The sequence below is a fragment of the Veillonella sp. Ser01 genome, from assembly GCF_053850375.1.
This window is the reverse complement of the sequence record NZ_JBSPUA010000005.1, coordinates 65,372-86,893: the sequence shown is the minus strand read 5'-3', so window position 1 is coordinate 86,893 and position 21,522 is coordinate 65,372. Positions and strand designations below refer to the sequence as shown.

Annotated in this window: 23 protein-coding genes and 1 tRNA gene; 21 read left to right on the top strand and 3 right to left on the bottom strand. The window is 38.2% G+C overall.

Features of this window, described 5'->3' with window-relative positions; all coding sequences use genetic code 11:
* Window position 1: 1 nt before the first annotated feature.
* Window positions 2–77: transfer RNA gene (locus tag ACWTVK_RS08520), tRNA-Val, on the top strand.
* A 190-nt stretch (window positions 78–267) separates the two neighbouring features.
* Here ACWTVK_RS08520 and ACWTVK_RS08515 read toward each other — a convergent pair.
* Both ACWTVK_RS08515 and ACWTVK_RS08510 read right to left on the bottom strand, forming a co-directional pair.
* Window positions 268–591, bottom strand: coding sequence for a YnfA family protein (locus ACWTVK_RS08515; protein WP_060923798.1), 324 nt, complete (start codon window positions 589–591; stop codon window positions 268–270).
* Window positions 592–812: 221 nt separating this feature from the next.
* The gene (locus tag ACWTVK_RS08510) at window positions 813–1,712 is read right to left on the bottom strand and encodes a LysR family transcriptional regulator (protein WP_060923797.1); all 900 of its coding nucleotides are present in this window, start codon (window positions 1,710–1,712) and stop codon (window positions 813–815) included.
* Between the two features lie 297 nt (window positions 1,713–2,009).
* Here ACWTVK_RS08510 and rpsD point away from each other — a divergent pair, with 297 nt between their 5' ends.
* Window positions 2,010–2,597, top strand: a complete 588-nt coding sequence (gene rpsD, locus ACWTVK_RS08505) for a 30S ribosomal protein S4 (RefSeq protein WP_009350991.1) — start codon at window positions 2,010–2,012, stop codon at window positions 2,595–2,597.
* Between the two features lie 97 nt (window positions 2,598–2,694).
* Here rpsD and ACWTVK_RS08500 read toward each other — a convergent pair whose 3' ends face one another.
* Window positions 2,695–3,900: an MFS transporter gene (locus ACWTVK_RS08500; RefSeq protein ID WP_456046551.1), complete on the bottom strand. Its 1,206-nt coding sequence runs from the start codon at window positions 3,898–3,900 to the stop codon at window positions 2,695–2,697.
* Window positions 3,901–4,115: 215 nt separating this feature from the next.
* Between ACWTVK_RS08500 and ACWTVK_RS08495 the strand changes: the two genes are divergently transcribed.
* The 19 genes from ACWTVK_RS08495 (at window position 4,116) to ACWTVK_RS08405 (ending at window position 21,522) form a co-directional block, all read left to right on the top strand.
* A complete protein-coding gene (locus ACWTVK_RS08495; protein WP_456046550.1) occupies window positions 4,116–4,493 on the top strand; it encodes a WapI family immunity protein in 378 nt (125 codons plus the stop codon).
* Between the two features lie 157 nt (window positions 4,494–4,650).
* A complete protein-coding gene (gene rplM / locus ACWTVK_RS08490; protein WP_005381375.1) occupies window positions 4,651–5,091 on the top strand; it encodes a 50S ribosomal protein L13 in 441 nt (146 codons plus the stop codon).
* Between the two features lie 20 nt (window positions 5,092–5,111).
* Window positions 5,112–5,504, top strand: coding sequence for a 30S ribosomal protein S9 (gene rpsI / locus ACWTVK_RS08485; RefSeq protein WP_004695188.1), 393 nt, complete (start codon window positions 5,112–5,114; stop codon window positions 5,502–5,504).
* A gap of 232 nt (window positions 5,505–5,736) precedes the next feature.
* Window positions 5,737–6,528, top strand: coding sequence for a trans-2-decenoyl-ACP isomerase (gene fabM, locus ACWTVK_RS08480; protein WP_005385546.1), 792 nt, complete (start codon window positions 5,737–5,739; stop codon window positions 6,526–6,528).
* 170 nt (window positions 6,529–6,698) lie between these two features.
* A complete protein-coding gene (gene pgl / locus ACWTVK_RS08475; protein WP_060923795.1) occupies window positions 6,699–7,454 on the top strand; it encodes a 6-phosphogluconolactonase in 756 nt (251 codons plus the stop codon).
* Window positions 7,455–7,490: 36 nt separating this feature from the next.
* Window positions 7,491–7,733, top strand: a complete 243-nt coding sequence (locus ACWTVK_RS08470; RefSeq protein WP_004695192.1) for a Sec-independent protein translocase subunit TatA/TatB — start codon at window positions 7,491–7,493, stop codon at window positions 7,731–7,733.
* Window positions 7,734–7,747: 14 nt separating this feature from the next.
* Window positions 7,748–8,056: a heavy-metal-associated domain-containing protein gene (locus ACWTVK_RS08465; RefSeq protein WP_105094171.1), complete on the top strand. Its 309-nt coding sequence runs from the start codon at window positions 7,748–7,750 to the stop codon at window positions 8,054–8,056.
* Window positions 8,057–8,122: 66 nt separating this feature from the next.
* Window positions 8,123–8,563 carry a cupin domain-containing protein gene (locus ACWTVK_RS08460; RefSeq protein WP_456046549.1) on the top strand — a complete coding sequence of 147 codons (441 nt, stop codon included), beginning with the start codon at window positions 8,123–8,125 and terminating at the stop codon, window positions 8,561–8,563.
* A 92-nt stretch (window positions 8,564–8,655) separates the two neighbouring features.
* Window positions 8,656–10,059 (top strand): DASS family sodium-coupled anion symporter, encoded by a 1,404-nt coding sequence (locus ACWTVK_RS08455; RefSeq protein ID WP_456046548.1) that lies wholly within the window; start codon window positions 8,656–8,658, stop codon window positions 10,057–10,059.
* Window positions 10,060–10,620: 561 nt separating this feature from the next.
* A complete protein-coding gene (ilvD, locus tag ACWTVK_RS08450) occupies window positions 10,621–12,291 on the top strand; it encodes a dihydroxy-acid dehydratase (RefSeq protein WP_456046547.1) in 1,671 nt (556 codons plus the stop codon).
* A 42-nt stretch (window positions 12,292–12,333) separates the two neighbouring features.
* Window positions 12,334–13,557, top strand: coding sequence for a threonine ammonia-lyase (gene ilvA / locus ACWTVK_RS08445; protein ID WP_456046546.1), 1,224 nt, complete (start codon window positions 12,334–12,336; stop codon window positions 13,555–13,557).
* Window positions 13,558–13,575: 18 nt separating this feature from the next.
* Complete coding sequence (ilvB, locus tag ACWTVK_RS08440) at window positions 13,576–15,285, top strand: biosynthetic-type acetolactate synthase large subunit (RefSeq protein ID WP_456046545.1); 1,710 nt, start codon at window positions 13,576–13,578, stop codon at window positions 15,283–15,285.
* Window positions 15,285–15,773 (top strand): acetolactate synthase small subunit, encoded by a 489-nt coding sequence (gene ilvN, locus ACWTVK_RS08435; protein WP_024066649.1) that lies wholly within the window; start codon window positions 15,285–15,287, stop codon window positions 15,771–15,773. The genes ilvB and ilvN overlap by 1 nt, the downstream gene beginning before the upstream one ends.
* An 11-nt stretch (window positions 15,774–15,784) precedes the next feature.
* Window positions 15,785–16,570 (top strand): ABC transporter ATP-binding protein, encoded by a 786-nt coding sequence (locus ACWTVK_RS08430; protein ID WP_456046544.1) that lies wholly within the window; start codon window positions 15,785–15,787, stop codon window positions 16,568–16,570.
* 184 nt (window positions 16,571–16,754) lie between these two features.
* A complete protein-coding gene (gene ilvC, locus ACWTVK_RS08425; protein ID WP_004695212.1) occupies window positions 16,755–17,762 on the top strand; it encodes a ketol-acid reductoisomerase in 1,008 nt (335 codons plus the stop codon).
* 144 nt (window positions 17,763–17,906) lie between these two features.
* Entirely contained in the window at window positions 17,907–18,416 is a 510-nt protein-coding gene (locus tag ACWTVK_RS08420; RefSeq protein WP_456046543.1) for a hypothetical protein, read from the top strand.
* A 122-nt stretch (window positions 18,417–18,538) separates the two neighbouring features.
* Window positions 18,539–19,000 carry a DUF3290 domain-containing protein gene (locus ACWTVK_RS08415; RefSeq protein ID WP_308522732.1) on the top strand — a complete coding sequence of 154 codons (462 nt, stop codon included), beginning with the start codon at window positions 18,539–18,541 and terminating at the stop codon, window positions 18,998–19,000.
* 12 nt (window positions 19,001–19,012) lie between these two features.
* Window positions 19,013–19,732, top strand: coding sequence for a DUF421 domain-containing protein (locus ACWTVK_RS08410; RefSeq protein WP_456046542.1), 720 nt, complete (start codon window positions 19,013–19,015; stop codon window positions 19,730–19,732).
* A 62-nt stretch (window positions 19,733–19,794) separates the two neighbouring features.
* On the top strand, window positions 19,795–21,522 hold the full coding sequence (locus ACWTVK_RS08405) for a radical SAM protein (RefSeq protein WP_456046541.1): 1,728 nt from the start codon (window positions 19,795–19,797) through the stop codon (window positions 21,520–21,522).

The following is a 21,522-nucleotide window of genomic DNA, read 5'->3' as shown; positions in this document are numbered from 1 at the left end:
TGGACGATTAGCTCAGCTGGGAGAGCGCCTGCCTTACAAGCAGGATGTCGGCAGTTCGATCCTGTCATCGTCCACCAACGTAAGCGGTTATCTTCGGATGGCCGCTTTTTGTTATATAACACAATAGCTATTTATATATATCAATAGTTATTTCTATTTATATAAAAATAGTTATTTATTTAGAAAATATTAGTTATAGATATAAAAATAGACATAGAAATAGACCTAGAAAAAAGAGTACAACTGTAGTAGTTGTACTCTTTGTATTTAACGCGGCGCGTACATGATGATATAGACGCCCACAAGGCATACAAGTCCGCCGATGATATCATATGTGTCTGGTCGCAAACCATCGACGAGCCAACCCCATAGGATGGAGAGGGCAATAAATACGCCGCCGTAGGCTGCATAGACCTTACCGAAGCTTGCTTCTGGTTGGAAGGTAGGGATAAGGCCATATAAAAATAAGATGATGGCACCAGCCAGTAAATATACAGGGCCTTTATCGTCGCGCATATAGAGCCATACTAAATAGCCGCCACCGATTTCGGCTAAACCGGCTAATATAAAGAAGAAAATAGATAAGAGCATAATAACCTCACAGTATTAATTGAAATCTATTCTCTATTGTACAACTTGTTAGTGTAGAGAGCAATTATTTAATGACCAAGATGAATTGTTACTAGTGGTAAAGAAAAGAATATTAAAAGACAAAGATATTAAAAGGTAAAAATGTTAAATATAGACATTAATAGAGGGTATAATAAAATTAAAACCCGTACACATATATGTGTACGGGTTTTGCTTCGTTCTTATAAACGAGCTGGTGATTCGCTGTGTACATAATCCATGAAGGTATGCATTGTTTCCGATTTAGAATTGTTTTTCTTAAAGGCGAAGCACACTTGTAGTTTAAATGGTTTTTCTAAAGGTATGTAGCCATCATTGATATTTAAAGAATTTAGAATTTGGCGTGCTACGATGCAGCCTGATTTATTTTTTTGACAGTAGTCGATCATTGTATATGGGTTAGATAAGCGGCTACCTCTAATGTGTAGATTTTGTTGTCCGTTACCAACATAATTTTTCAATGTACGATACATAAAGTACTTAGGTGGATACATAAGTAATGGTTGTTGTTGAATTGCTTTCAAGCTAGCAACTTCCATATTATCGATGATGTTTGGTGCATAGTATACGAATTCGTCCTCGCGAAGGGCTGTAGATTCATATGCTGACATATCCTTGTTATTTGGTAAGTAGAGGAGGGCAATGTCGATACGATTTTCGCGTAAGTCGAGCATCAACTCTTCTTCTTCCATGTCATAAATGCTGACAGAGAACTCAGGGTGGTTTTGGAAGAAGTGGGATACATATCCGTTAAGGCGAATGTCCCCTAAACTACGCAATACACCAATATTTAAGATTGGACGTTCTACCTTGCTGGCTAAACGGATCGATTGAATAGCACGTTCCAATGTGTCGAGAACTTGTTCTGCTTCTGGTAGGAATAATTCACCTTCTGGTGTCAAACGGCTACCTCGTGTAGAGCGGGAAATTAATTTCACACCAACTAGACGCTCTAATTTTTTCATTTGAGCGCTGAAAGCTGATTGTGTAATGTTCATAGATTGTGCAGCTAATGTAAAGCTTCCTGTTTTATTATAGGTAATAAAACTTTGTAGCTCTTGCATTGTAGGTAACTCTTTCATAGTATTCCCCCAATATTGACATAAAACTCCAATGATACCTATTACCTTTCTTACTAATATTGTAGCATACTATAATTGTTTTTTCATCTAAATCTATAAAATATGATGAAGCATGCACAATCGATATAGTGAGCAATATTATCGCAAAAAAGTGTAATATAAGTTCGCTATTATGCACTTATTTCAATGACTTTCACCATTATCAATAATTGACATAAGTAAATGAAAATGATATTATACATGAGTACCATTATGTGTAGGTACAAGTTTATATTAATCTTATGAGGTGATAATCACATGGCAACGAGAAGAGAGGCTCGATTCAAACTTTGTCGTCGCTTTGGTGTGAACGTATTCGGTCACGCAAAAGCCTTGAATCGCGTCAAAAAAGACCAACGTCAGAAAAAAATGTCTGAGTATGGCACACAATTATTAGAAAAACAAAAAGTTAAAGCTTACTACAACTTGCTAGAACGCCAGTTCGTACGCTATTATGATAAAGCGAAAAAAATGCAAGGTGTTACAGGTGAAAACATGTTGATCCTTTTGGAACAACGTCTTGATAACCTTGTATATCGCATCGGCTTCGGTAACTCCATTCGTCAAGCTCGTCAAATGGTAAACCATGGCCACATTTTGGTAAATGGTCGTCGTGTAGACATTCCATCCTACTCCTGCAAACCAGGTGACGTTATTGAACTTCGTGAAGCTTCCCGCGACAACGAAATGTTCAAAACTAATTTCCAAGAACTTCGTTCTTTCGAACTTCCTTACATTGAAAAAGACTTGGAAGGCTTCAAAGCTACTTTCACTCGTCTTCCTCAACGTGAAGAACTTCCTATCGAAGTTAACGAAACACTTATCGTCGAATTGTACTCCAAATAATTTGGCGCAAAAATCCGCAGTGCAACGCACTGCGGATTTTTTATATATTATGAGTGTATTATTTATAAAAGGATAAATTAAATAATTATCATAAAAGCTATCTTTCTTGGTTTAATCGAGTATAGCCTATTATAATAACTGTGCTTATAATTACTCCCAGTCCACATATAAAAAATATATAGTGTAGCGGTAATACATTTGCTAAGTTTGTAAATATAGTTATTGATAATATCGATCCAATAGAAAAGCCTGTACTTACAGAACCGCTAGCCAATGTTAACTCTTCTTGTGAAAAAATAGATTGTATATACGCATGAACTAAAACAACGGCTGTAAATAATAATATTTCAGATATACTATATAGAATATATAGTTGTTCTATTGTTTCTATATAGCCTATGAAAAAGATACTTCCTCCGTATAGTATAAAAAGAGGGAACAAAATCTTTTTAAAACTCGTTGCTAAATTAATGGTAAAATATTTAGCAAGAATTCCAAAAATAATGAATGATGCCAATCTAGAGATTGTTTGCGTATATCCATACTGACTATCAGTTAAATGTAAGATATCTTTAATAAATATTAATAGTAGAATAGGTATACACATATAAAATATTCTGGCTAATATACCCAAATAAACTATAAAATTGATTTTTTTATTTAGGAATAATAACTTATATCCTTTTAATAAAAGTTGAATGCGATCATATATGCTTTCTCTAATGGTTTTTTTGGAGATAGTTGAGTGTGACTGTATTCTTACATTTTTATTTAAACGATAAAGTAGGTAGGCTGAAATAATATAAGTAATTGCATCAATAACGAATACTAGCGTTAAAGAGTAATTAATTATAACGCTAAATAATAAGGAACCACTTATCAAAGCAAGACGATTAATAGACCGAAGCAGTGCATTGAATTTGACTAAATCATTTGTAATATTAGGTACAAAAGAAAGTCTAGCGATTCCTAAAATTTTATTATTAAAACCTATAAGAAAAGCTATGATATATACTAGATATAGGTTATCTATGAAAACAAAAATTAATAATATAAAACCCGAAACTATTTCAGGAACTACCATAGACCACATTAAGCCTTTTTCTTTTACGAGTATCCCTAAAAATGGGCCTAATAACATTCCAACTAATAATGTCGCTATTGTAACTGCCCCTGTATCAAAGGGACTGTGGGTGGTATTGAATATATATGTTATAAAACCTAGTGTTGTTGCGGTGCTTCCCATTGTTGAAAAGAATAGAGCACTATTTAAGAGAAATGAGTTTTTGTTTTCTAGATTCATACTATCATCTCCTAGGTTATAGAAGTATTGATATAATATGTATTATTTTAAAAATCTAAATTAAACTTTTTTTCAATTTTGATGTTATATATTCATAATTCTATATAAATATTTAAATTTCCTGCACAATATAAAGTAATATGTAATATAAGTAGGTTTCTGCTAATGAAAGATAATAAAGGGGACTGTTCATTTTTATTATTTAGAGGAGATTAATGGATTTTATACGTGTTGAGTTAGAAGAAAAATATATTGCTGATACTGAGCTGCGAGAGGCGTGTATCGCCTTTAGTGTACATATTAAAAGTGGCGACTTTTCCGGTCGAGGTACCTTTGTTTATACTGTAAATGAATTTAGAGAACTAATCAGTCAACTCAAATTAATATATATAACATTAGATGGAGAAGTTCGTATTGCTTATGATGATTCGGATGATTATGTCCATATTATATGTAATTCATATGGACATATAAAAGTAGAAGCTCAATTAGGAGGCAGTTGGCGTGATAATTGGGTTAAACTTCTTTTTAATACTGATCAGACCGTATTGAATGATGTAATACAGCAATGTAATTCTATATTAAAAAAATAATTTGATGACAGCATATAAGTACTAAATTTTAATTGACACAAACCCATAAAATCTGTATACTATTTTGAGTAAGCTTTAGTCGTGTTTCCATTAGCCCCGGAAGCAAAGGACAAGCTGATTTTGGTAGAATTATGACGTTATTAGGAGGATATGCAGCATGAAAACTACATTTATGGCCAATCCGAACACAATCGAACGGAAATGGTATGTTGTTGACGCTGAAGGTAAAACTTTAGGACGCCTTGCTGCCGAAGTTGCAAAAGTTCTTCGGGGCAAAAATAAACCAACTTTCACACCACACGTAGACACTGGTGACCATGTGATCGTTGTAAACGCAGAAAAAATTCGCGTAACTGGTAAAAAATTGGAACAAAAGGAATACTTCCGTCACTCTGGTTACCCAGGTGGTTCCCGTTTCACTAAATTGTCCATGATGCTTGAAAAACAACCTGAACGTGTTGTTGAAATGGCAGTTCGTGGTATGCTTCCAAAAAATAAATTGGGTGCACAACAATACCGTAAATTAAACGTATACGCTGGTCCTGAGCATCCACATGCAGCTCAAAAACCAGAAGTATTAGAAATTTCCGTACGATAATCTAGAGGGAGGAACATATAATGGCAGTAGCACAATATTACGGCACTGGTCGTAGAAAATCTTCCGTTGCTAGAGTTCGTCTGGTACCGGGCACAGGTAAAATCACTGTTAACAAACGTGAACTTAATGATTATTTCGGTCGCCAAACTTTGGAATTGATCGTAAAACAACCTTTGAATTTGACTAACACAGTTGAACAATACGATGTTATCGCAACTGTAGCTGGTGGCGGTCCTTCCGGTCAAGCTGGTGCAATTCGTCACGGTATCTCCCGTGCGTTATTGGACGTAGATGGCGAACTTCGTCAATCTTTGAAAAAAGCTGGCTTCTTGACTCGTGACCCACGTATGAAAGAACGTAAAAAATACGGTCTTAAAAAAGCCCGCAAAGCAAGCCAATTCTCCAAACGTTAATATTTGGAATACAGGTTATTACACCTGCAGACAATGTCTGCAGGTGTTTTTGCATTATAGACTGTTTATAGCTTAGGTCTTATTTTTAGTTCATGGCGTATACGATTACCGTATTGTTTTGAATTTATTGGGTTATGTAATTCTATCATTTACAGGTACATTTAATTCTCCTATAATAGATATATAATAATCGAATTTTTTCGAAAATAGATTTTCATATAGGAGAACTCATATGATTTATAATACAATTCAATACGTAGTGGACAACGGCATTGGTACGTTGACATTTAATCGGCCTACAGTGGCGAATGGTTTTAATATCGAGATGTGCAAGGAGATCCTTGAGGTTTTAGATAAAGCACACAACGATGAAAGTGTTCGTGCATTGCTCATCAATGCTGAAGGCAAGGTATTCTCTGCTGGTGGCGATTTAACAGAAATGGAACGGGCTGTAAATGATGGTGATACAGAGTCTTTATTTGAAATTGTTGAACTAGTAGCCCAAATTTCTATGGCTATGAAACGCTTACCTAAACCTGTTATCATGAGCCTTCAAGGCGCTGCAGCAGGTGCGGCGTTCAACATGGCGTTAGCTGCAGACTTTGTTGTAGCAGCTAATAACGTACGCTTTATTCAAGCTTTCGTAAACGTAGGTCTTGCTCCTGATGCAGGCGGTTTATTCTTGTTGACTCGATCCATTGGCATGAACCGTGCTATGCATATCGTTATGACTGGCGAAGCCGTATCTGCTGAAAAAGGTAAAGAACTTGGCTTTGTATATAAAGTTTGTGAATTAGAAGATTTAGAAACGGCTACAAGACGTCTTGTTGAGAAGTTAGCAAAAGGTCCTGCACAATCTTACCGCGTTATGAAGGAAATGATGTGGAATAGCTTCTTATCTGGCTGGGAAGAGTACAAGAAGTTTGAAGTAGAAAATCAATGCTCCTTAGGTCTTTCTGAAGACTTTAAGGAAGGTGTACGAGCTTTCACAGAACGTCGTCGCCCTAAATTTGGTCAAAAATAATAATTATTCTCTTGTAATTCTTTGGAATATCATGTATTTTATAAGCAGTTACTAATATAATTCGAACCGATGTGGCTCTATATATTGAGTTACATCGGTTTTTGCTTTCATAAAAAAGCAAAAGTGTATATAATAGTACTATTATAATAGTTTTAGGAGGTCATTATTACATGGCTCAAGATACAATTAAATGTTATGACGGTCCTAGTGATGTAGTCCAAGCATTGGCGGAGGATTTTATTGATTTTACCAATGATGAAATTAGCCGTACTGAAACGTGCATCGTTGGTATTACTGGGGGTACTGTTATAAATGGTTTGTTAGAATTACTTAACTCTCCTGAATATATTGAGCGCCTTAATTGGGAACGGATATTCTTCTTGTGGACTGATGAGCGTTTCTTACCACAAGCGCATGAGGATAATTACTTCAATCGCGTAAAACCTCATTTGCTATGCAAGGCAAAGGGGGCTGCTCATTTCTTGCCCATTAATACGGATTCTAAAACCGTACATGAAGCGGCTGAAGAATATGAAAAAGAGGTTCGCAATGTCCTAAAGGCATGTAAAAAATCTGGTCTTGATTTAGCGTTGCTTGATTTAGGCGAGGATGGTCATACGGCAGGATTATTTGCAGGCTCTCACGCATTGCGTGTAGCTGATCAAGATGTAGTGGCCGTTGAAGATGGCAAGGTATGGGAACGCATTTCTATGACATTTTCTTTCCTAGCAAAATCTGATGCTGTCTGGTTTACTGTGACTGGTGAAAGCAAGCGAACTGCATTGACAAAGGTATTATACCAACGCGAAGATTACGAGGATTTAACGTGGGAAAAACGCATTGGCCGTACATTGCCTGGTGCTGTACTTTCACAAGAAGCTGTGACCTGGTATGTGGACAAGGCAGCCTATAATGATGTACACTAAAAGATGTAAGTTTTAGTAAATATAAAGGAGATACATATGGGATCTATAGGAACACCTGAATTAATAGTTATATTAGTGATCGCTTTAGTTATCTTCGGACCTGGTAAGTTGCCTGAAGTAGGTAAAGCTATTGGTAAGGGCATCAATGAATTTAAAGATGCTATTTCCGGCCCTAAAAAAGCTGTTGATGAAACGAAAGAAGCCGTTAAAAAGGCGACTACTATCGACGTAACAGCAGGGGCTAAAAACGACGATAAACATAAAGAAGCTAATGATTAATAGGAGGTATCACTATGTGTAAAGATTGTGGTTGCGGTGAAGATAATGGCGTTGTAACAAAGGTATTTACTGTACCTGGTATGATGTGCAATAACTGTAAAGAAACGGTTGAAGGTGCATCCCTTGGTTTACCTGGTGTTTTGAGCGCAGAGGTAAATTTGCCAGAGAAAACAGCGACTGTTTCTTTTGATCCAGAAAAAGCATCTGTTGAAGTTATTACAAAAGCTATTGAACGTACAGGCTTTGAAGTAGAAAGCGTTGCAGATGGTGTACAAGAACATAGTCATGGTTTACTAGGAACATTGAAACGTTTCTTCAAATAATCGAACCCATAGGGCTGTATTGAAACACTGTTTCGATGCAGCCTTTTTTCATAAAGAGGTAATAAAATGATACGCAAGTTTGATGCTGAAAATTTCAAGTGGGATGGCGTCGATACCTTGGTATATAAACAAGATGGTAGCCCTTTTAAAGATGTAACACGTCAAGTTTTATACGATGGGGCCTTTGATATTCCATGCCAATTCCGCTATTTTGAATGCTTGCCAGGTGGGTATTCTACGCTTGAATATCATGAACATACACATATGGTTATGATATTCCGCGGGAAGGGGCAAGTCTTATTAGGTGACGAAATCCATGACGTAGAAGCTGGTGATTTTATTGAAATTCCAGGTAAAACGATACATCAATTCCGGGCTAATAAAGGAGATTATATCGGGTTCCTTTGCTTGGTTAACCAAGATCGGGACAAGGTAAAATTATTAACCCCTGAAGAGATGGATACATTGCGCTCTAATCCAAAGATTAAAGAATTTTTGGAAAGTTGATAATTTATATGGCGGTTATGTGTGATGACCGCCATATAGTTTTTTATAATCAACAGTAACTGTTGATATGTGTAGTTTGATAGGGAGGTTCTATGAATACCTTTACACGCGCCGCACTGACGGTACTGGTAGGACTTGTAATTTGGTTCTTGCCTCACACGGAGGCGATTAAGCCTGAAGGATGGCATTTATTAGCTATCTTTACGGCTACAATTGTAGGTTTTATTTTAAGACCTTGGCCAACAGGTATTATGGCACTCTTTGGTATTGTTGCGGCAGTAGCAACAAATTCTATTACCATGGTGCAAGCATTAGGTGGTTACGCTGAAGCTAATGTATGGCTTATCGTAGCAGCTGTATTCTTTTCTAGAGGTATTATTAATTCTGGCCTTGGTAAGCGTATTGCGTATACTTTGATTCGCTCCTTTGGCACTAGTTCCTTAAAGCTGGCTTATGCATTGGCTTGTACGGATCTTATTATTTCTCCTGCCACGCCATCTAATACGGCTCGTGGAGGCGGTATTATTTTCCCAATTGTACAAAACATTTCGTTAGCCTTTGATTCTGAGCCAAATGGTAGTACGGCACGTCGTATTGGGGCATACTTGATGACAACGGCTCATACGATAAACACCATTACTGTAACAATCTTCTTAACTGCTTGTAGTGGTAACTTATTGATTACATCCTTAGGTGCAAAATTGTTTGGCTATGATATTTCATGGTGGGAATGGTTCCAAGCAGGTGTCATCCCTGGTGTAATTTGCATGATTTTGATGCCTTGGTTTATTTATAAAATCTATCCGCCTGAAATCAAGGAGACCCCTCAAGCAGCGGTAATGGCCCAAAAAGAGCTAGATATACTAGGTCCTATTACAAAGGCTGAAATTTCAGTGGCTATTATTTTTGTACTTTGTATTTTGTTGTGGTCCACAGCGATTTGGACGAAGTTACATCCTACTGTAGTTGCTATGATGGGCGTACTTGCTTGTGTAGTTACGGGATCCCTTACATGGGAAGATATTCTAGGTGAACGCACAGGTTGGGATATTCTAATCTGGATGGGTACCCTCGTTGGTATGGCTGGTTTACTTGGCAAGCTCGGTGTTGTTGCAATATTTGCTGATTTTGTAAGTCAACATCTTGTAGGTATTGATTGGTTCTGGGCATCCTTCATTATCTCTGCAACCTTTGTATACTCTCAATATTTCTTTGCCAGTGGTACAGCGCGTATTACAGCGTTATTCTCCGCCTTTGCAGCTATCTTGGTAGCAATGGGCGCACCAATTCCATTTACCATCTTGCTCTTTGGTTTGATGAACAGTCCTGGCTGTACATTAACACATTATAGTTCTGGTGTAACGCCAATCTTCTTTGGTGCTGGTTATGTACCGCAAGGAACATGGTGGCGTGTAGGTCTTGCTATTTCTGTAGTAAGCTTCCTTATTCACTTCTGGGGCGGTACCCTTGGCATGTGGCTATTCGGTATTCTATAATATTCAAAAATCCCTCACGGTAGTGGGGGATTTTTTGTTTGCGCTATCTGTTTAGTAGTTTGTTATCGATTTATTTTCTATGTGTATTAGATAGGTAGTGTATTATTGTTATTGCTATAGTTTTTATATATGGTAAACTTTAAAAATTTATATAATAAATCTATAGAATATTTATTGCACGACATTATATAAAGTGTTATTATTATTTTATGATTACAGATTACTTTAGGAGGAAACATGTTGGGTTTAGTCATTAGCTTGTTGATTATCGCGCTCGTCGTGATTATTAAAAACATTCGAATTATGAACAACAACTTAACACGTTTTTGTCTTAGAAGTTCCACGAATGGTTTAATATACAATCAATAAGAATTGACTATACGGTTTGTTTCTTATGTGTATTTATTCCAAGGGGTACATAGGTCGTTTATGTACATAGGAATTCTGTAAACAAAAGGAATATCATTTGTAAACTTTTAAGACGATTCATAAGAATCGTCTTTTTTTATTAAGTTGAAAAGCATCCAAGTGGATACTTTCAAGAAAAGTGAGGAGATTAACATGAGTTGTAGAAGTGACAATTTAAAAACAGGCGTAGCACGTGCACCACACAGATCTTTGCTAAAAGCTCTTGGTTTTGTTGATGAAGAAATGGGTAGACCAGTCATTGGTATTGCGAACTCTTTCAACGAAATTATCCCTGGTCACGTGGGCTTGAAAAATATTGTACAAGCCGTAAAAGACGGCATTCGCAACGCAGGTGGTGTGCCAATCGAGTTCAATACAATTGGTATTTGTGACGGCTTGGCGATGAACCACATCGGTATGAAATACTCCTTGGTAACTCGTAATATTATCGCTGATTCCATCGAAGCAACAGCTATGGCAACACCATTTGATGCTATGGTATTCATTCCAAACTGCGATAAAGTAGTACCTGGTATGTTGATAGCTGCAGCTCGTCTAAACATTCCATCCGTATTCGTGTCTGGTGGTGCTATGCTTGCAGGCGTACATAATGGCAAAAAAATCGGTTTGTCTGATGTATTCGAAGCAGTAGGTAAACATCAAACTGGTGAAATGGGTGATGCTGAGTTATCTGAAATCGAAAATACAGCATGTCCTACATGTGGTTCTTGCTCTGGTATGTACACAGCTAATACAATGAACTGCTTAACAGAAGCTCTTGGTATGGGCCTTCCTGGTAATGGTACAATTCCAGCTGTATACTCTGAACGTTTACGTCTTGCTAAATTAGCAGGTATGCAAGCAGTAGAGGTATTGAAAGCAAACCTTCGTCCTAAAGACATTATGACACGTGAAGCCTTTGAAAATGCAGTAGCTCTTGATATGGCTTTGGGTGGTTCCTCTAATACAGCACTTCATTTGCCAGCTATCGCTCACGAAGCAGGTGTACCATTGTCCTTGGACGACTTCGATCGCATTGCACAAAACACACCTCAATTGTCCAAACTTTCTCCATCTGGTAAATACTTCATCGAAGACTTGTATGCTGCAGGCGGCGTATCTGCTGTGTTGAAACGTTTAGCAGAAAATGGTCGTTTACATACAGACTGCAAAACTGTAGCTCTTAAAACACAAGGTGAAATTGCAGCGGTAGCTCATGTAACTGATGAAGATGTTATTCATCCTTGGAATAATCCTGTTCATGAAACAGGTGGTATTGCTGTTCTTAAAGGTAACCTTGCTGTAGACGGTTCCGTTGTAAAAGCAGGTGCCGTAGATGAAGATATGCTCGTTCACTCTGGCCCAGCAAAAGTATTCAACAGCGAAGAAGAAGCTGTTGAAGCTATTACAGGCGGTAAAATCGTAAAAGGTGATGTGGTAGTTATCCGTTACGAAGGTCCTAAAGGTGGTCCTGGCATGCGTGAAATGTTAACACCAACATCCATGATCGCAGGTATGGGTCTTGATAAAGACGTAGCATTGTTGACTGACGGTCGTTTCTCTGGTGCTACACGTGGTGCATCCATTGGTCACGTATCTCCAGAAGCAGCAGCAGGTGGTACAATCGCCGTTGTTGAAGATGGTGATATCATCAACATCGATATTCCAAATGGTAAATTGGAATTAGCTGTATCTGATGATGAAATCGCTCGCCGTAAAGCAGCATTGAAACCATTCAAATCCAATGTAACTGGATATCTAAAAAAATACGCTCTTCACGTATCCTCTGCAGCACAAGGTGCTATTGAAGTATTGGAAGACTAATATTAGACTTTAATTTAATACTATCAATAGGAGATGGTACACATGCATAAGTTGTATGATTTTATGGAAGCTCGTGAGAGACTTAGCACAATTACTGTAAAAACAAAACTGCTTCACAGTGATGTGTTCTCCGATGAAAGTGGCAATGATGTATATATCAAGCCAGAAAACTTGCAAATAACAGGTTCCTTTAAGGTTCGTGGTGCATATAATAAAATTGCAAAATTAACAGAAGAAGAAAAGGCGCGCGGCGTTATTGCCGCGTCTGCCGGTAACCATGCGCAAGGTGTAGCGCTTGCTGCAAAACGTCTAGGCATTAAAGCGACAATCGTTATGCCAAAACATACACCTCTTATCAAGGTTAATGCTACAAAACAATATGGTGCCGAAGTCGTTCTACATGGTGAGATTTATGATGAAGCTTACCAAAAAGCGATGGAATTACAACAAGAGCACGGATATGTGTTCGTCCATCCTTTTGATGACGAAGATGTTATCGAAGGGCAAGGTACAATTGCATTAGAAGTTCTTGAGGAATTGCCTGATGCAGATGTATTGCTAGTTCCTGTTGGTGGTGGCGGTATTGTTTCTGGTATCGCAGCTGCTGCAAAATTAAAAAATCCTAGCATTAGAATTATTGGTGTAGAACCTGAAGGCGCGGCTAGTGCAATAGCTGCGTTAAAAGCAGATCATCCTGTACCACTTAGTGAGGTGGCAACTATCGCAGATGGTACAGCTGTACGTCAAATCGGCGAAACTACATTAAAATATATTAAGAAATATGTAGATGAAATTGTTACTGTCTCTGATTATGAATTGATGGAAGCATTTTTGTTGCTTGTAGAAAAACATAAGTTAGTAGCAGAAAACTCCGGTATTTTACCATTAGCAGGTCTAAAAAAATTAGACTGTAAAGGCAAAAAGGCAGTAGCCATTGTTAGTGGTGGTAATATCGACGTACTTACAATTTCTTCTATGATCAATAAAGGTCTCGTATTGCGTGGTCGTATCTTCACTTTCTCTGTAAACCTTCCAGATAAACCAGGTCAATTGGTTGCGGTATCTCAAATGCTTGCAGATGCGGATGCAAACGTTATTAAACTTGATCATAATCAGTTTAAAAACCTTGACCGCTTCCATGAAGTGGAATTGCAAGTGACTGTAGAAACAAATGGTGAAGAACACATCAAACACATTATTGATACTTTCAAAAATAATGGTTACATTATTAAACGATTAAATTCCAGCGAGATTTTATCTGAATAGCTGGTCGAAAGGGTTCCTATGAGCGCAGAAACAATCAATGGGGCACGCATTGTCCTTGAAACATTGCATCGCCTTGGTGTAACTGACATGTTCGGTTATCCAGGTGGCGCGGTAATTCCAATTTATGATGAAATTTATAGCTTCCCTGAAATTAAACATTATTTTGTTCGCCATGAACAAGGTGCAGCCCATGCAGCAGATGGTTATGCACGCGTATCTGGAAAAGTAGGGGTATGCCTCGCTACATCCGGTCCTGGTGCAACTAATCTTGTTACAGGTATTATGACTGCTTACATGGATTCTGTACCTATGGTGGCCATTACTGGTCAGGTTGGTCGTCCGTTTATTGGTAAGGATTCCTTCCAAGAAGCAGATATCCAAGGTATTACCATGCCGATTACAAAACATAACTACCTTGTTCAAGATATTCGCGATTTACCTCGCATCATTAAAGAAGCGTATTTTATTGCTAGTACAGGTCGTCCAGGGCCAGTTCTTATCGATATTCCTAAGGATGTTCAAACAGAAAAAATATCCATGACAGAATACAATAAATTATATGAAGTACCTATCCATCTTGAAGGGTATGATCCAACCTATAAAGGTCATCAAGGGCAAATTAAGAAAGCGGCTACACTCATTAAAAATGCGAAACGTCCGCTCATCATTGCCGGTGCCGGTGTATTGAAATCTGGCGCTATGGATGAGTTAAAGGAATTGGCAGAAAAGGCTCAAATTCCTGTAACAAATACATTAGTTGGCCTTGGTGGTTTCCCAGGTAACCATGAGCTTGCTCTTGGTATGGTGGGTATGCATGGCTCTGTAGCGGCTAATAATAGTACAGAAGAAGCAGACCTTGTTATTGCGGCTGGTATTCGTTTCCACGACCGCATTACAGGCCATCCAGATTTCTTCTGTAAAAAAGCTAAAATCATTCATATCGATATCGATCCAGCAGAAATTGATAAAAACGTTACTATTAACGTACCAATTGTAGGTGACTTGAAGCGAGTTTTATCTGAACTTAATACGCTTGTAGAACCTACAACTCATGAAGCGTGGATTGAACAAATTCGTGAATGGCAAGCGGAATATCCTATGGTAATTCCTGAATCTAAAGATGGTGTATTACATCCACAATACGTATTATCTGAACTTAACAAGATTGCCAAAGAGGATGCAGTTATTGTAACTGACGTAGGCCAACATCAAATGTGGGCGGCTCAATTCTTAACTCATAAAAAACCTCATACCATTGTTACATCTGGTGGTGCAGGTACTATGGGCTATGGTTTACCAGCTGCAATTGGGGCTCAAGTGGGGGCACCTCATAAACAAGTTATCCTTGTTGTTGGTGATGGTGGATTCCAAATGACCTTCGAAGAACTCATGATGGTTCGCCAATATAATTTACCAATTAAGATTGTTATCATTAATAATGGTTACCTTGGCATGGTTCGTCAATGGCAACAAATTTTTAATAATCGCCGCTACTCCTATGTGGATTTGGAAACGAGCCCAGACTTCTTGAAATTGGCAGATGCCTTTGATTTGAAAGCCGCTCGTATCGATAATGTAGAGGATTTCAATAAAGAATTTAAATCTTTCATTACATCTGATGAAAGTATCATCTTGGATTGCCGTGTAGCAAGAGAAGATAATGTGTTGCCGATGATTCCAGCTGGCGGTACCGTAAGTGGTATGATGGGCAAGAAAGGGGTGCTATAATGGCGAGAGAACATCAAGTCTTAGTAATTGCAAAAAATACAGCAGGCATTGGTGCACGTATATTGGCACTCTTTAACCGTCGCGGTTTTAATGTTACAAAGATGACATCTGGTATTACAAATACACCAGGCTACGCTCGTATTACCCTCACCGTTGAGGCAGATGATCGCATCTTAGACCAAATTCAAAAACAAATTTACAAGCTCATTGATGTTGTAAAGGTTAAAGTTTTTGAAGATCATGATGTAGTATGCCGTGAGTTAATGCTTATCAAGGTAAAAGCAACTGCTGCAACACGCTCTCAAATTGTACAAATTGCCGATGTATATCGTGGCAATGTACTCGATATTTCTCCTACTTCTATGATTATTGAAGTAATTGGTAGCGTAGAAAAATTACGCGGTTTCATTCAAATTATGGAAACCTATGGTGTCCTTGAAATTGCCAAAACTGGCATTACCGCAATGAGCCGTGGAGAAAAGATTTAGGAGATGGTTGTGTGAGTAGTGAATTACTCCATTATGAAGACGTCAAGTTTCGTCGTGACGGCCGCGAAATTTTAAAAGGCATTAATTGGCATGTTGAAGAAGGGGAGAATTGGGCCTTATTAGGTCTCAATGGGGCTGGTAAATCTACGATGCTCAGCATGATTCCAGCTTACCAAATTCCTACAACAGGACTATTACGCGTATTTGGTCATGAATTTGGTAAATATGCATGGCCTAAGATCAAGGCTCGATTAGGCTTTGTTAGTTCGGCGCTTGGACAATTTCAGTCTACCTTGGATAAACAAGTCGTAGAAGATGTTGTTATTTCTGGTGCCTTTAACAGTATTGGTATCTATCAGAAGGTAGATCCTGAGGTGCGCGAACGAGGAATACAATTATTATCCGAGTTTGGTTTATCCTATTTAGAAGGCCATAGATTTCATACATTGTCCGCTGGTGAACAGCGCCGCGTATTATTAGCACGCGCTATTATGGCTAATCCAGATTTGCTTATTTTAGATGAGCCTTGCTCTGGTCTTGATTTGCCTGCTCGCGAGCAATTTTTAGCAACTGTTGAAAATATGGCACGAGAGGAGCATAAGCCTTTTATTTATGTATCTCATCAAATTGAAGAGATTATGCCCAGTATTACACATGTAGCTATTATTAAAGATGGCCTCATTGTATATAAAGGCAAGAAGCGGGACATCTTAACAGATGAAATTCTAAGCGACGTATTTGGTATTGATGTATCTGTTGTATGGGAGAAAAATCGCCCATGGATTATAGTTAAATAAGAGCTAAAATTAGGATAATTCATTTTTTCTTAATACAAAAAGGGTACAAATTTAAGTTGTAGATTAGTCTATTTGACTATTCGATAAATTACGATATACACTACAAATCTTGCATTTATTTGTGAGATTGTGTACAGTATATATATTAAATATTCTATTGAATATATTTTGGAGGTTGTCTAGTATGGCAGGTAAAATTTTAGGTACTACAGTTTATTATGATGCAGATTGTAATTTGAGCAAATTGGAAGGCAAAAAAATTACAGTTTTAGGTTACGGTTCTCAAGGTCATGCGCATGCATTGAACTTAAAAGAAAATGGTATGGACGTAACAATTGGTCTTCGTGGTGGTTCTTCTAGCTGGAAAGCTGCAGAAGAAGCAGGCCTTACAGTAAAAGAAACTGCAGAAGCAGTTAAAGGTGCTGACATCGTTATGGTATTGATTCCTGACGAATTACAAGCAGACGTATATGCACAAGATATCGCTCCTAACTTGAAACAAGGTGCATACTTGGCATTTGCTCACGGCTTCAACATTCACTTCGGTAAAATCGTACCTCGTGAAGACATCAACGTATTCATGGTAGCTCCTAAAGGTCCTGGTCATTTAGTACGTCGTACATACCAAGAAGGCTCCGGTGTTCCTTGCTTGTACGCTGTAGAAAAAGATCCATCTGGTGATACTGAAGAAGTTGCATTAGCATGGGCTTCTGGTATCGGTGGTGGCCGTTCCGGTATCTTGGAAACTAACTTCAAATCTGAAACTGAAACTGACCTCTTCGGTGAACAAGCTGTATTGTGCGGTGGTGTTACTGAATTGATCAAAACTGGTTTCGAAGTATTAACAGAAGCTGGTTATGAACCTGTAAACGCTTACTTCGAATGCTTGCATGAAATGAAATTGATCGTAGACCTTATCTACGAAGGTGGCTTCCAAAAAATGCGCCACTCCATTTCCAACACTGCTGAATATGGTGACTACCATGCAGGTCCTCGCGTAATTACTGCAGATACTAAAAAAGCTATGGAACAAATCTTGGCTGATATCCAATCTGGTAAATTCGCTGACGAATTCTTGGCTGATTCCAAAAATGGTCAAAAATTCCTTAAAGAACATCGTGAAGCAGCTGCAAACCATCCAATCGAACCAGTTGGTGCAGAACTTCGCAACTTGATGAGCTGGTTGAAATAAGAGATTACTGTAGTAATTTCTTGATAAGCATAAGCTTACTGAAAGCGACCCCATTTGGGGTCGTTTTTTATTGAGTAATAAAAGTACGTATGATATAGTTAACGTAGAGTTAGTGTAGTATGTTTTGGTATAAGGAGAGATACTATGAGTTCTACAACTATTATTATCATCGTGGCTGTCGCAGTCATTTGGGCCATTTTGTTTGCCGTATTTATGAAGTTCAATAAAAAACGACAAGCCGGTGAACAACAATTTGTACAAGAGAATGCTAATAAAGCGATTCTTCATATTTATGGTAAATCTGTAAAGGTTGATGGTAAGGAGCTTTCTACTATTGATCATAAAACTGGTCAATATGGTCAAGTCATTGTGGCATTAACACCAGGAGAACATACCATTGAATCCGTATATTACACAACGGATAATGTGGGTACTAAAACAAAGAATGTTGAAACACAGCCTGTTACCATCACAATTCCAGTACAAGCAGGTAATGAATATAATGCGGCTATGTATTTCTATTCCGCAGAACAACGTAAGGCCTATTATAAAGGTGACGTTGATGATGCTATTTTAGAAGTTGAACTAGAATTAGAATCTGGTTTTACAGCGAATACTCATGCTTATATCATCGTGTACCGTGAATGTAAATAAATTAGTATAGTAACTGTTTAATAGAGCTATCATTGTGGTAGCTCTATTTTTTATAAATCGTTGTTGGTTATTATCATATTTATTTGTGATATAATAAGAAGATATATGAAAGGAGCATCATTATGGACTTCTATTCCGTTTCCTATGTGGAAAGCCAAATCGCATCTGGTCATACATTAGGGTTCGTTATCTTTGTAGTTATTTTATTAGCCCTTCTCGGAGTAGGCATTCAAGTTTTGCGTAATGGTTTTACAAGCCGTTACCGTGATTTAGCTGTTATATTATCCTTAATTATTGTATTTTTCTTAGGCTTAGAATATCAAGAATATGGTCGTATGAAGAATTACTCTGAAGATTCTTCTAGAATGGCTCAATTCTTGCATTCCTTTAGTGCAGACCGTGGTGTTGATGAAGGTCAATTAGCTGTTAATTCCTTAAAGGTACGTAATGGTATGATCTTAAAGGTTAGCGATGCATACTATGAGGTGCAATTTAATCCTGAATTTACTACCTATACAATCACTCGTGTGTATACAGTAAGTCCTACAGACCGAATTCATGATAAAGCGGATGTATTACCATAAGGAGGACCACATATGACAGAAGCTATGGCCGTCTATGGGATGGTCTTTGCCAAACTCGCCATAGGTCTCTTGGCGATTATTTTACAAATTAACTTAATGGGGAAGGGCAATTTAGCGCCAACCTCTGCGTTAGACCAATTACAAAACTATGTACTTGGTGGTATTATTGGTGCCATCATTTACAATGACCAAATTGGTATTTTACAGTTTATGTTAGTCCTCATTTTATGGACTATCCTTGTAATGACTCTTAAATTCTTAAAAGGCAATCTTCGTTTCTTTAAAACAATTCTAGATGGTCACCCAGTTATTGTCATTGAACGAGGTCATATTTTAACAGATGAATGTATGCGTTATGGCATCCAAGCTGCAGAACTTAAGTTGAAGCTGCGTGCCGCAGGTGTTCAATATGTAACAGATGTAAAACGTGCTGTACTAGAACAAAATGGTCAGTTAAGCGTTGTTCAATTCGGTGATGAAAATATTAAATTTGATCTTATTGATGATGGTCAAATTAATCACTTTACATTAGCTGTAATTGAAAAAGAACAAGAGTGGCTTGAAAAAGAGGTTGAAAAGCAAGGGTATAAAATAAAAGATGTATATATTGCTGAATACAAAGATGGTGAGGTAGTCATCTATCCGTATGAAAGAAAACATCGTCCTCAAATTGTAAGTGCTTTAAAGACTAAAACTATTTCTACTAAAAATACATTGAAATCTAAATTTTAAAATCTAATATGTAGTATTTTTAAGCCCACTATTCATAGTGGGCTTATATAGAAAGGGAACTAGTGAATCGTAAAGATTTAATTGATCGATTACAAGAATTATATAAAGACGAGGATAGTCGTGTTACGGTAAATCCTCACGCAGGGCAAAAGGTGGCTATCGTCTATCCTAATACATATTTTGTAGGCATGAGCAATCTTGGCCTCCACATCATTTATGAGGAAATCAACTTACGCCATGATAGCGTGTGTGAACGGATTTTCTTGCCTGAAAAAAAGGAATTGGAAGCGTACGATAAGACTAAGACACCGTTGATGAGTGTTGAAACACAGCGGCCTATGCATCAATTTGATGTGGTGGCCTTTGACGTGACCTTTGAAATGGACTATTTTCATATTCCGTTGATGTTACGTCATGGACGCGTACCTATTATGGGGAAAGACCGCACCGAATTTGACCCTATCGTTATTGCCGGTGGCCCATGTGCTACCTTTAATCCAGAGCCTTTTGCAGACTTTATCGATGCTTTCATCATCGGTGAAGGGGAAGGTATCGTTAGTCGCGTTCTAGATATCATTCGCGATGGCAAAATGGAGGGCCTAGATCGACATACTATTTTGCGTCAATTAGCGAATGTATCCGGCGTATACGTACCATCTTTGTACGTGCCTATTTATAGTGAAGACGGTGCATTTAAAGGTTATGATATCGCAGAAGGTGTGCCAAAGACGATTAAACGTCATTTTGAAATGCTCACTAGCGGTGGTGAAACCGTAGTAGCAACAAACTATACCGAGTTTGGCGCTATGTACATCATCGAGGTTGCACGTGGTTGTGGACGGCATTGTCGATTCTGTATGGCCGGCTATTGTTTCCGTGTACCGCGCGTACGACCTTTAGAAATATTAAAAGAAGGCGTAGATAGAGCAGAGAAATTAGGTAAAAAGGTAGGCCTTATGGGGGCCGCTATTTCTGATTATCCAGAGGTAGATGAGTTAGTTACTTATATTCGTTCTAAAGATATGCGTTATTCTTGCGCATCCTTGCGTGCAGACTCCTTAACACAAGCCGTTGTAGATGGCTTGGCAGATAGTGGGCAAAAGACGATTACCATTGCGCCAGAAACGGGCAGTGAACGATTGCGGCGCGTAATTAATAAGGGCATTAGCGAAGAGCATTTACAAAATGCTGCTACTTTATCAGCTAAGTCTGGTATTCAACATATGCGACTTTACATCATGATTGGGTTGCCAACGGAAACTGACGAGGATATTGAAGCAATTGTAGGACTTGCCGAACGGACACAAGCCCATATGGCAGAGGTAGGCTGTAAAGGGCGTTTAACGCTCAGTATCAATCCATTTATTCCGAAGCCTTTTACACCATTCCAATGGATGGCTATGGATAATCAAAAAACGGTAGAGAAAAAACTTCAATATATTAAAAAAGCATTGCAAAAGAATCGTCGTATCGAGGTGCTCGTTGAATCACCTAAAGAGGCATATATCCAAGGTGTACTCGCTCGTGGTGATCGCCGTCTTGGCGCTGTTCTTGCGGCATGTGCAGCAGATCGTGGCAGTAAGTCCTTCAAGGCTGAAATGAAGGCAGCAGGCTTAGATATGGACGCGATGAACTATCGTGAACGCAGCTTTGATGAATTTTTACCATGGAGTCACCTCGACATGGGGATGGACGATGGATATCTTGAAATGGAATGGAAACGCTCTGTGGATGAAGCGTATACACCACCATGTGTACAAGGCTGTAAGCGATGTGGTGTATGTAAATAG

Excerpts from the sequence above, each read along its gene's own strand:
- ACWTVK_RS08515 (WP_060923798.1), bottom strand. The coding sequence starts at position 591 with ATGCTCTTATCTATTTTCTTCTTTATATTAGCCGGTTTAGCCGAAATC.
- ACWTVK_RS08510 (WP_060923797.1), bottom strand. The coding sequence starts at position 1,712 with ATGAAAGAGTTACCTACAATGCAAGAGCTACAAAGTTTTATTACCTAT.
- rpsD (WP_009350991.1), top strand. The coding sequence starts at position 2,010 with ATGGCAACGAGAAGAGAGGCTCGATTCAAACTTTGTCGTCGCTTTGGT.
- ACWTVK_RS08500 (WP_456046551.1), bottom strand. The coding sequence starts at position 3,900 with ATGAATCTAGAAAACAAAAACTCATTTCTCTTAAATAGTGCTCTATTC.
- ACWTVK_RS08495 (WP_456046550.1), top strand. The coding sequence starts at position 4,116 with ATGGATTTTATACGTGTTGAGTTAGAAGAAAAATATATTGCTGATACT.
- rplM (WP_005381375.1), top strand. The coding sequence starts at position 4,651 with ATGAAAACTACATTTATGGCCAATCCGAACACAATCGAACGGAAATGG.
- rpsI (WP_004695188.1), top strand. The coding sequence starts at position 5,112 with ATGGCAGTAGCACAATATTACGGCACTGGTCGTAGAAAATCTTCCGTT.
- fabM (WP_005385546.1), top strand. The coding sequence starts at position 5,737 with ATGATTTATAATACAATTCAATACGTAGTGGACAACGGCATTGGTACG.
- pgl (WP_060923795.1), top strand. The coding sequence starts at position 6,699 with ATGGCTCAAGATACAATTAAATGTTATGACGGTCCTAGTGATGTAGTC.
- ACWTVK_RS08470 (WP_004695192.1), top strand. The coding sequence starts at position 7,491 with ATGGGATCTATAGGAACACCTGAATTAATAGTTATATTAGTGATCGCT.
- ACWTVK_RS08465 (WP_105094171.1), top strand. The coding sequence starts at position 7,748 with ATGTGTAAAGATTGTGGTTGCGGTGAAGATAATGGCGTTGTAACAAAG.
- ACWTVK_RS08460 (WP_456046549.1), top strand. The coding sequence starts at position 8,123 with ATGATACGCAAGTTTGATGCTGAAAATTTCAAGTGGGATGGCGTCGAT.
- ACWTVK_RS08455 (WP_456046548.1), top strand. The coding sequence starts at position 8,656 with ATGAATACCTTTACACGCGCCGCACTGACGGTACTGGTAGGACTTGTA.
- ilvD (WP_456046547.1), top strand. The coding sequence starts at position 10,621 with ATGAGTTGTAGAAGTGACAATTTAAAAACAGGCGTAGCACGTGCACCA.
- ilvA (WP_456046546.1), top strand. The coding sequence starts at position 12,334 with ATGCATAAGTTGTATGATTTTATGGAAGCTCGTGAGAGACTTAGCACA.
- ilvB (WP_456046545.1), top strand. The coding sequence starts at position 13,576 with ATGAGCGCAGAAACAATCAATGGGGCACGCATTGTCCTTGAAACATTG.
- ilvN (WP_024066649.1), top strand. The coding sequence starts at position 15,285 with ATGGCGAGAGAACATCAAGTCTTAGTAATTGCAAAAAATACAGCAGGC.
- ilvC (WP_004695212.1), top strand. The coding sequence starts at position 16,755 with ATGGCAGGTAAAATTTTAGGTACTACAGTTTATTATGATGCAGATTGT.
- ACWTVK_RS08420 (WP_456046543.1), top strand. The coding sequence starts at position 17,907 with ATGAGTTCTACAACTATTATTATCATCGTGGCTGTCGCAGTCATTTGG.
- ACWTVK_RS08415 (WP_308522732.1), top strand. The coding sequence starts at position 18,539 with ATGGACTTCTATTCCGTTTCCTATGTGGAAAGCCAAATCGCATCTGGT.
- ACWTVK_RS08410 (WP_456046542.1), top strand. The coding sequence starts at position 19,013 with ATGACAGAAGCTATGGCCGTCTATGGGATGGTCTTTGCCAAACTCGCC.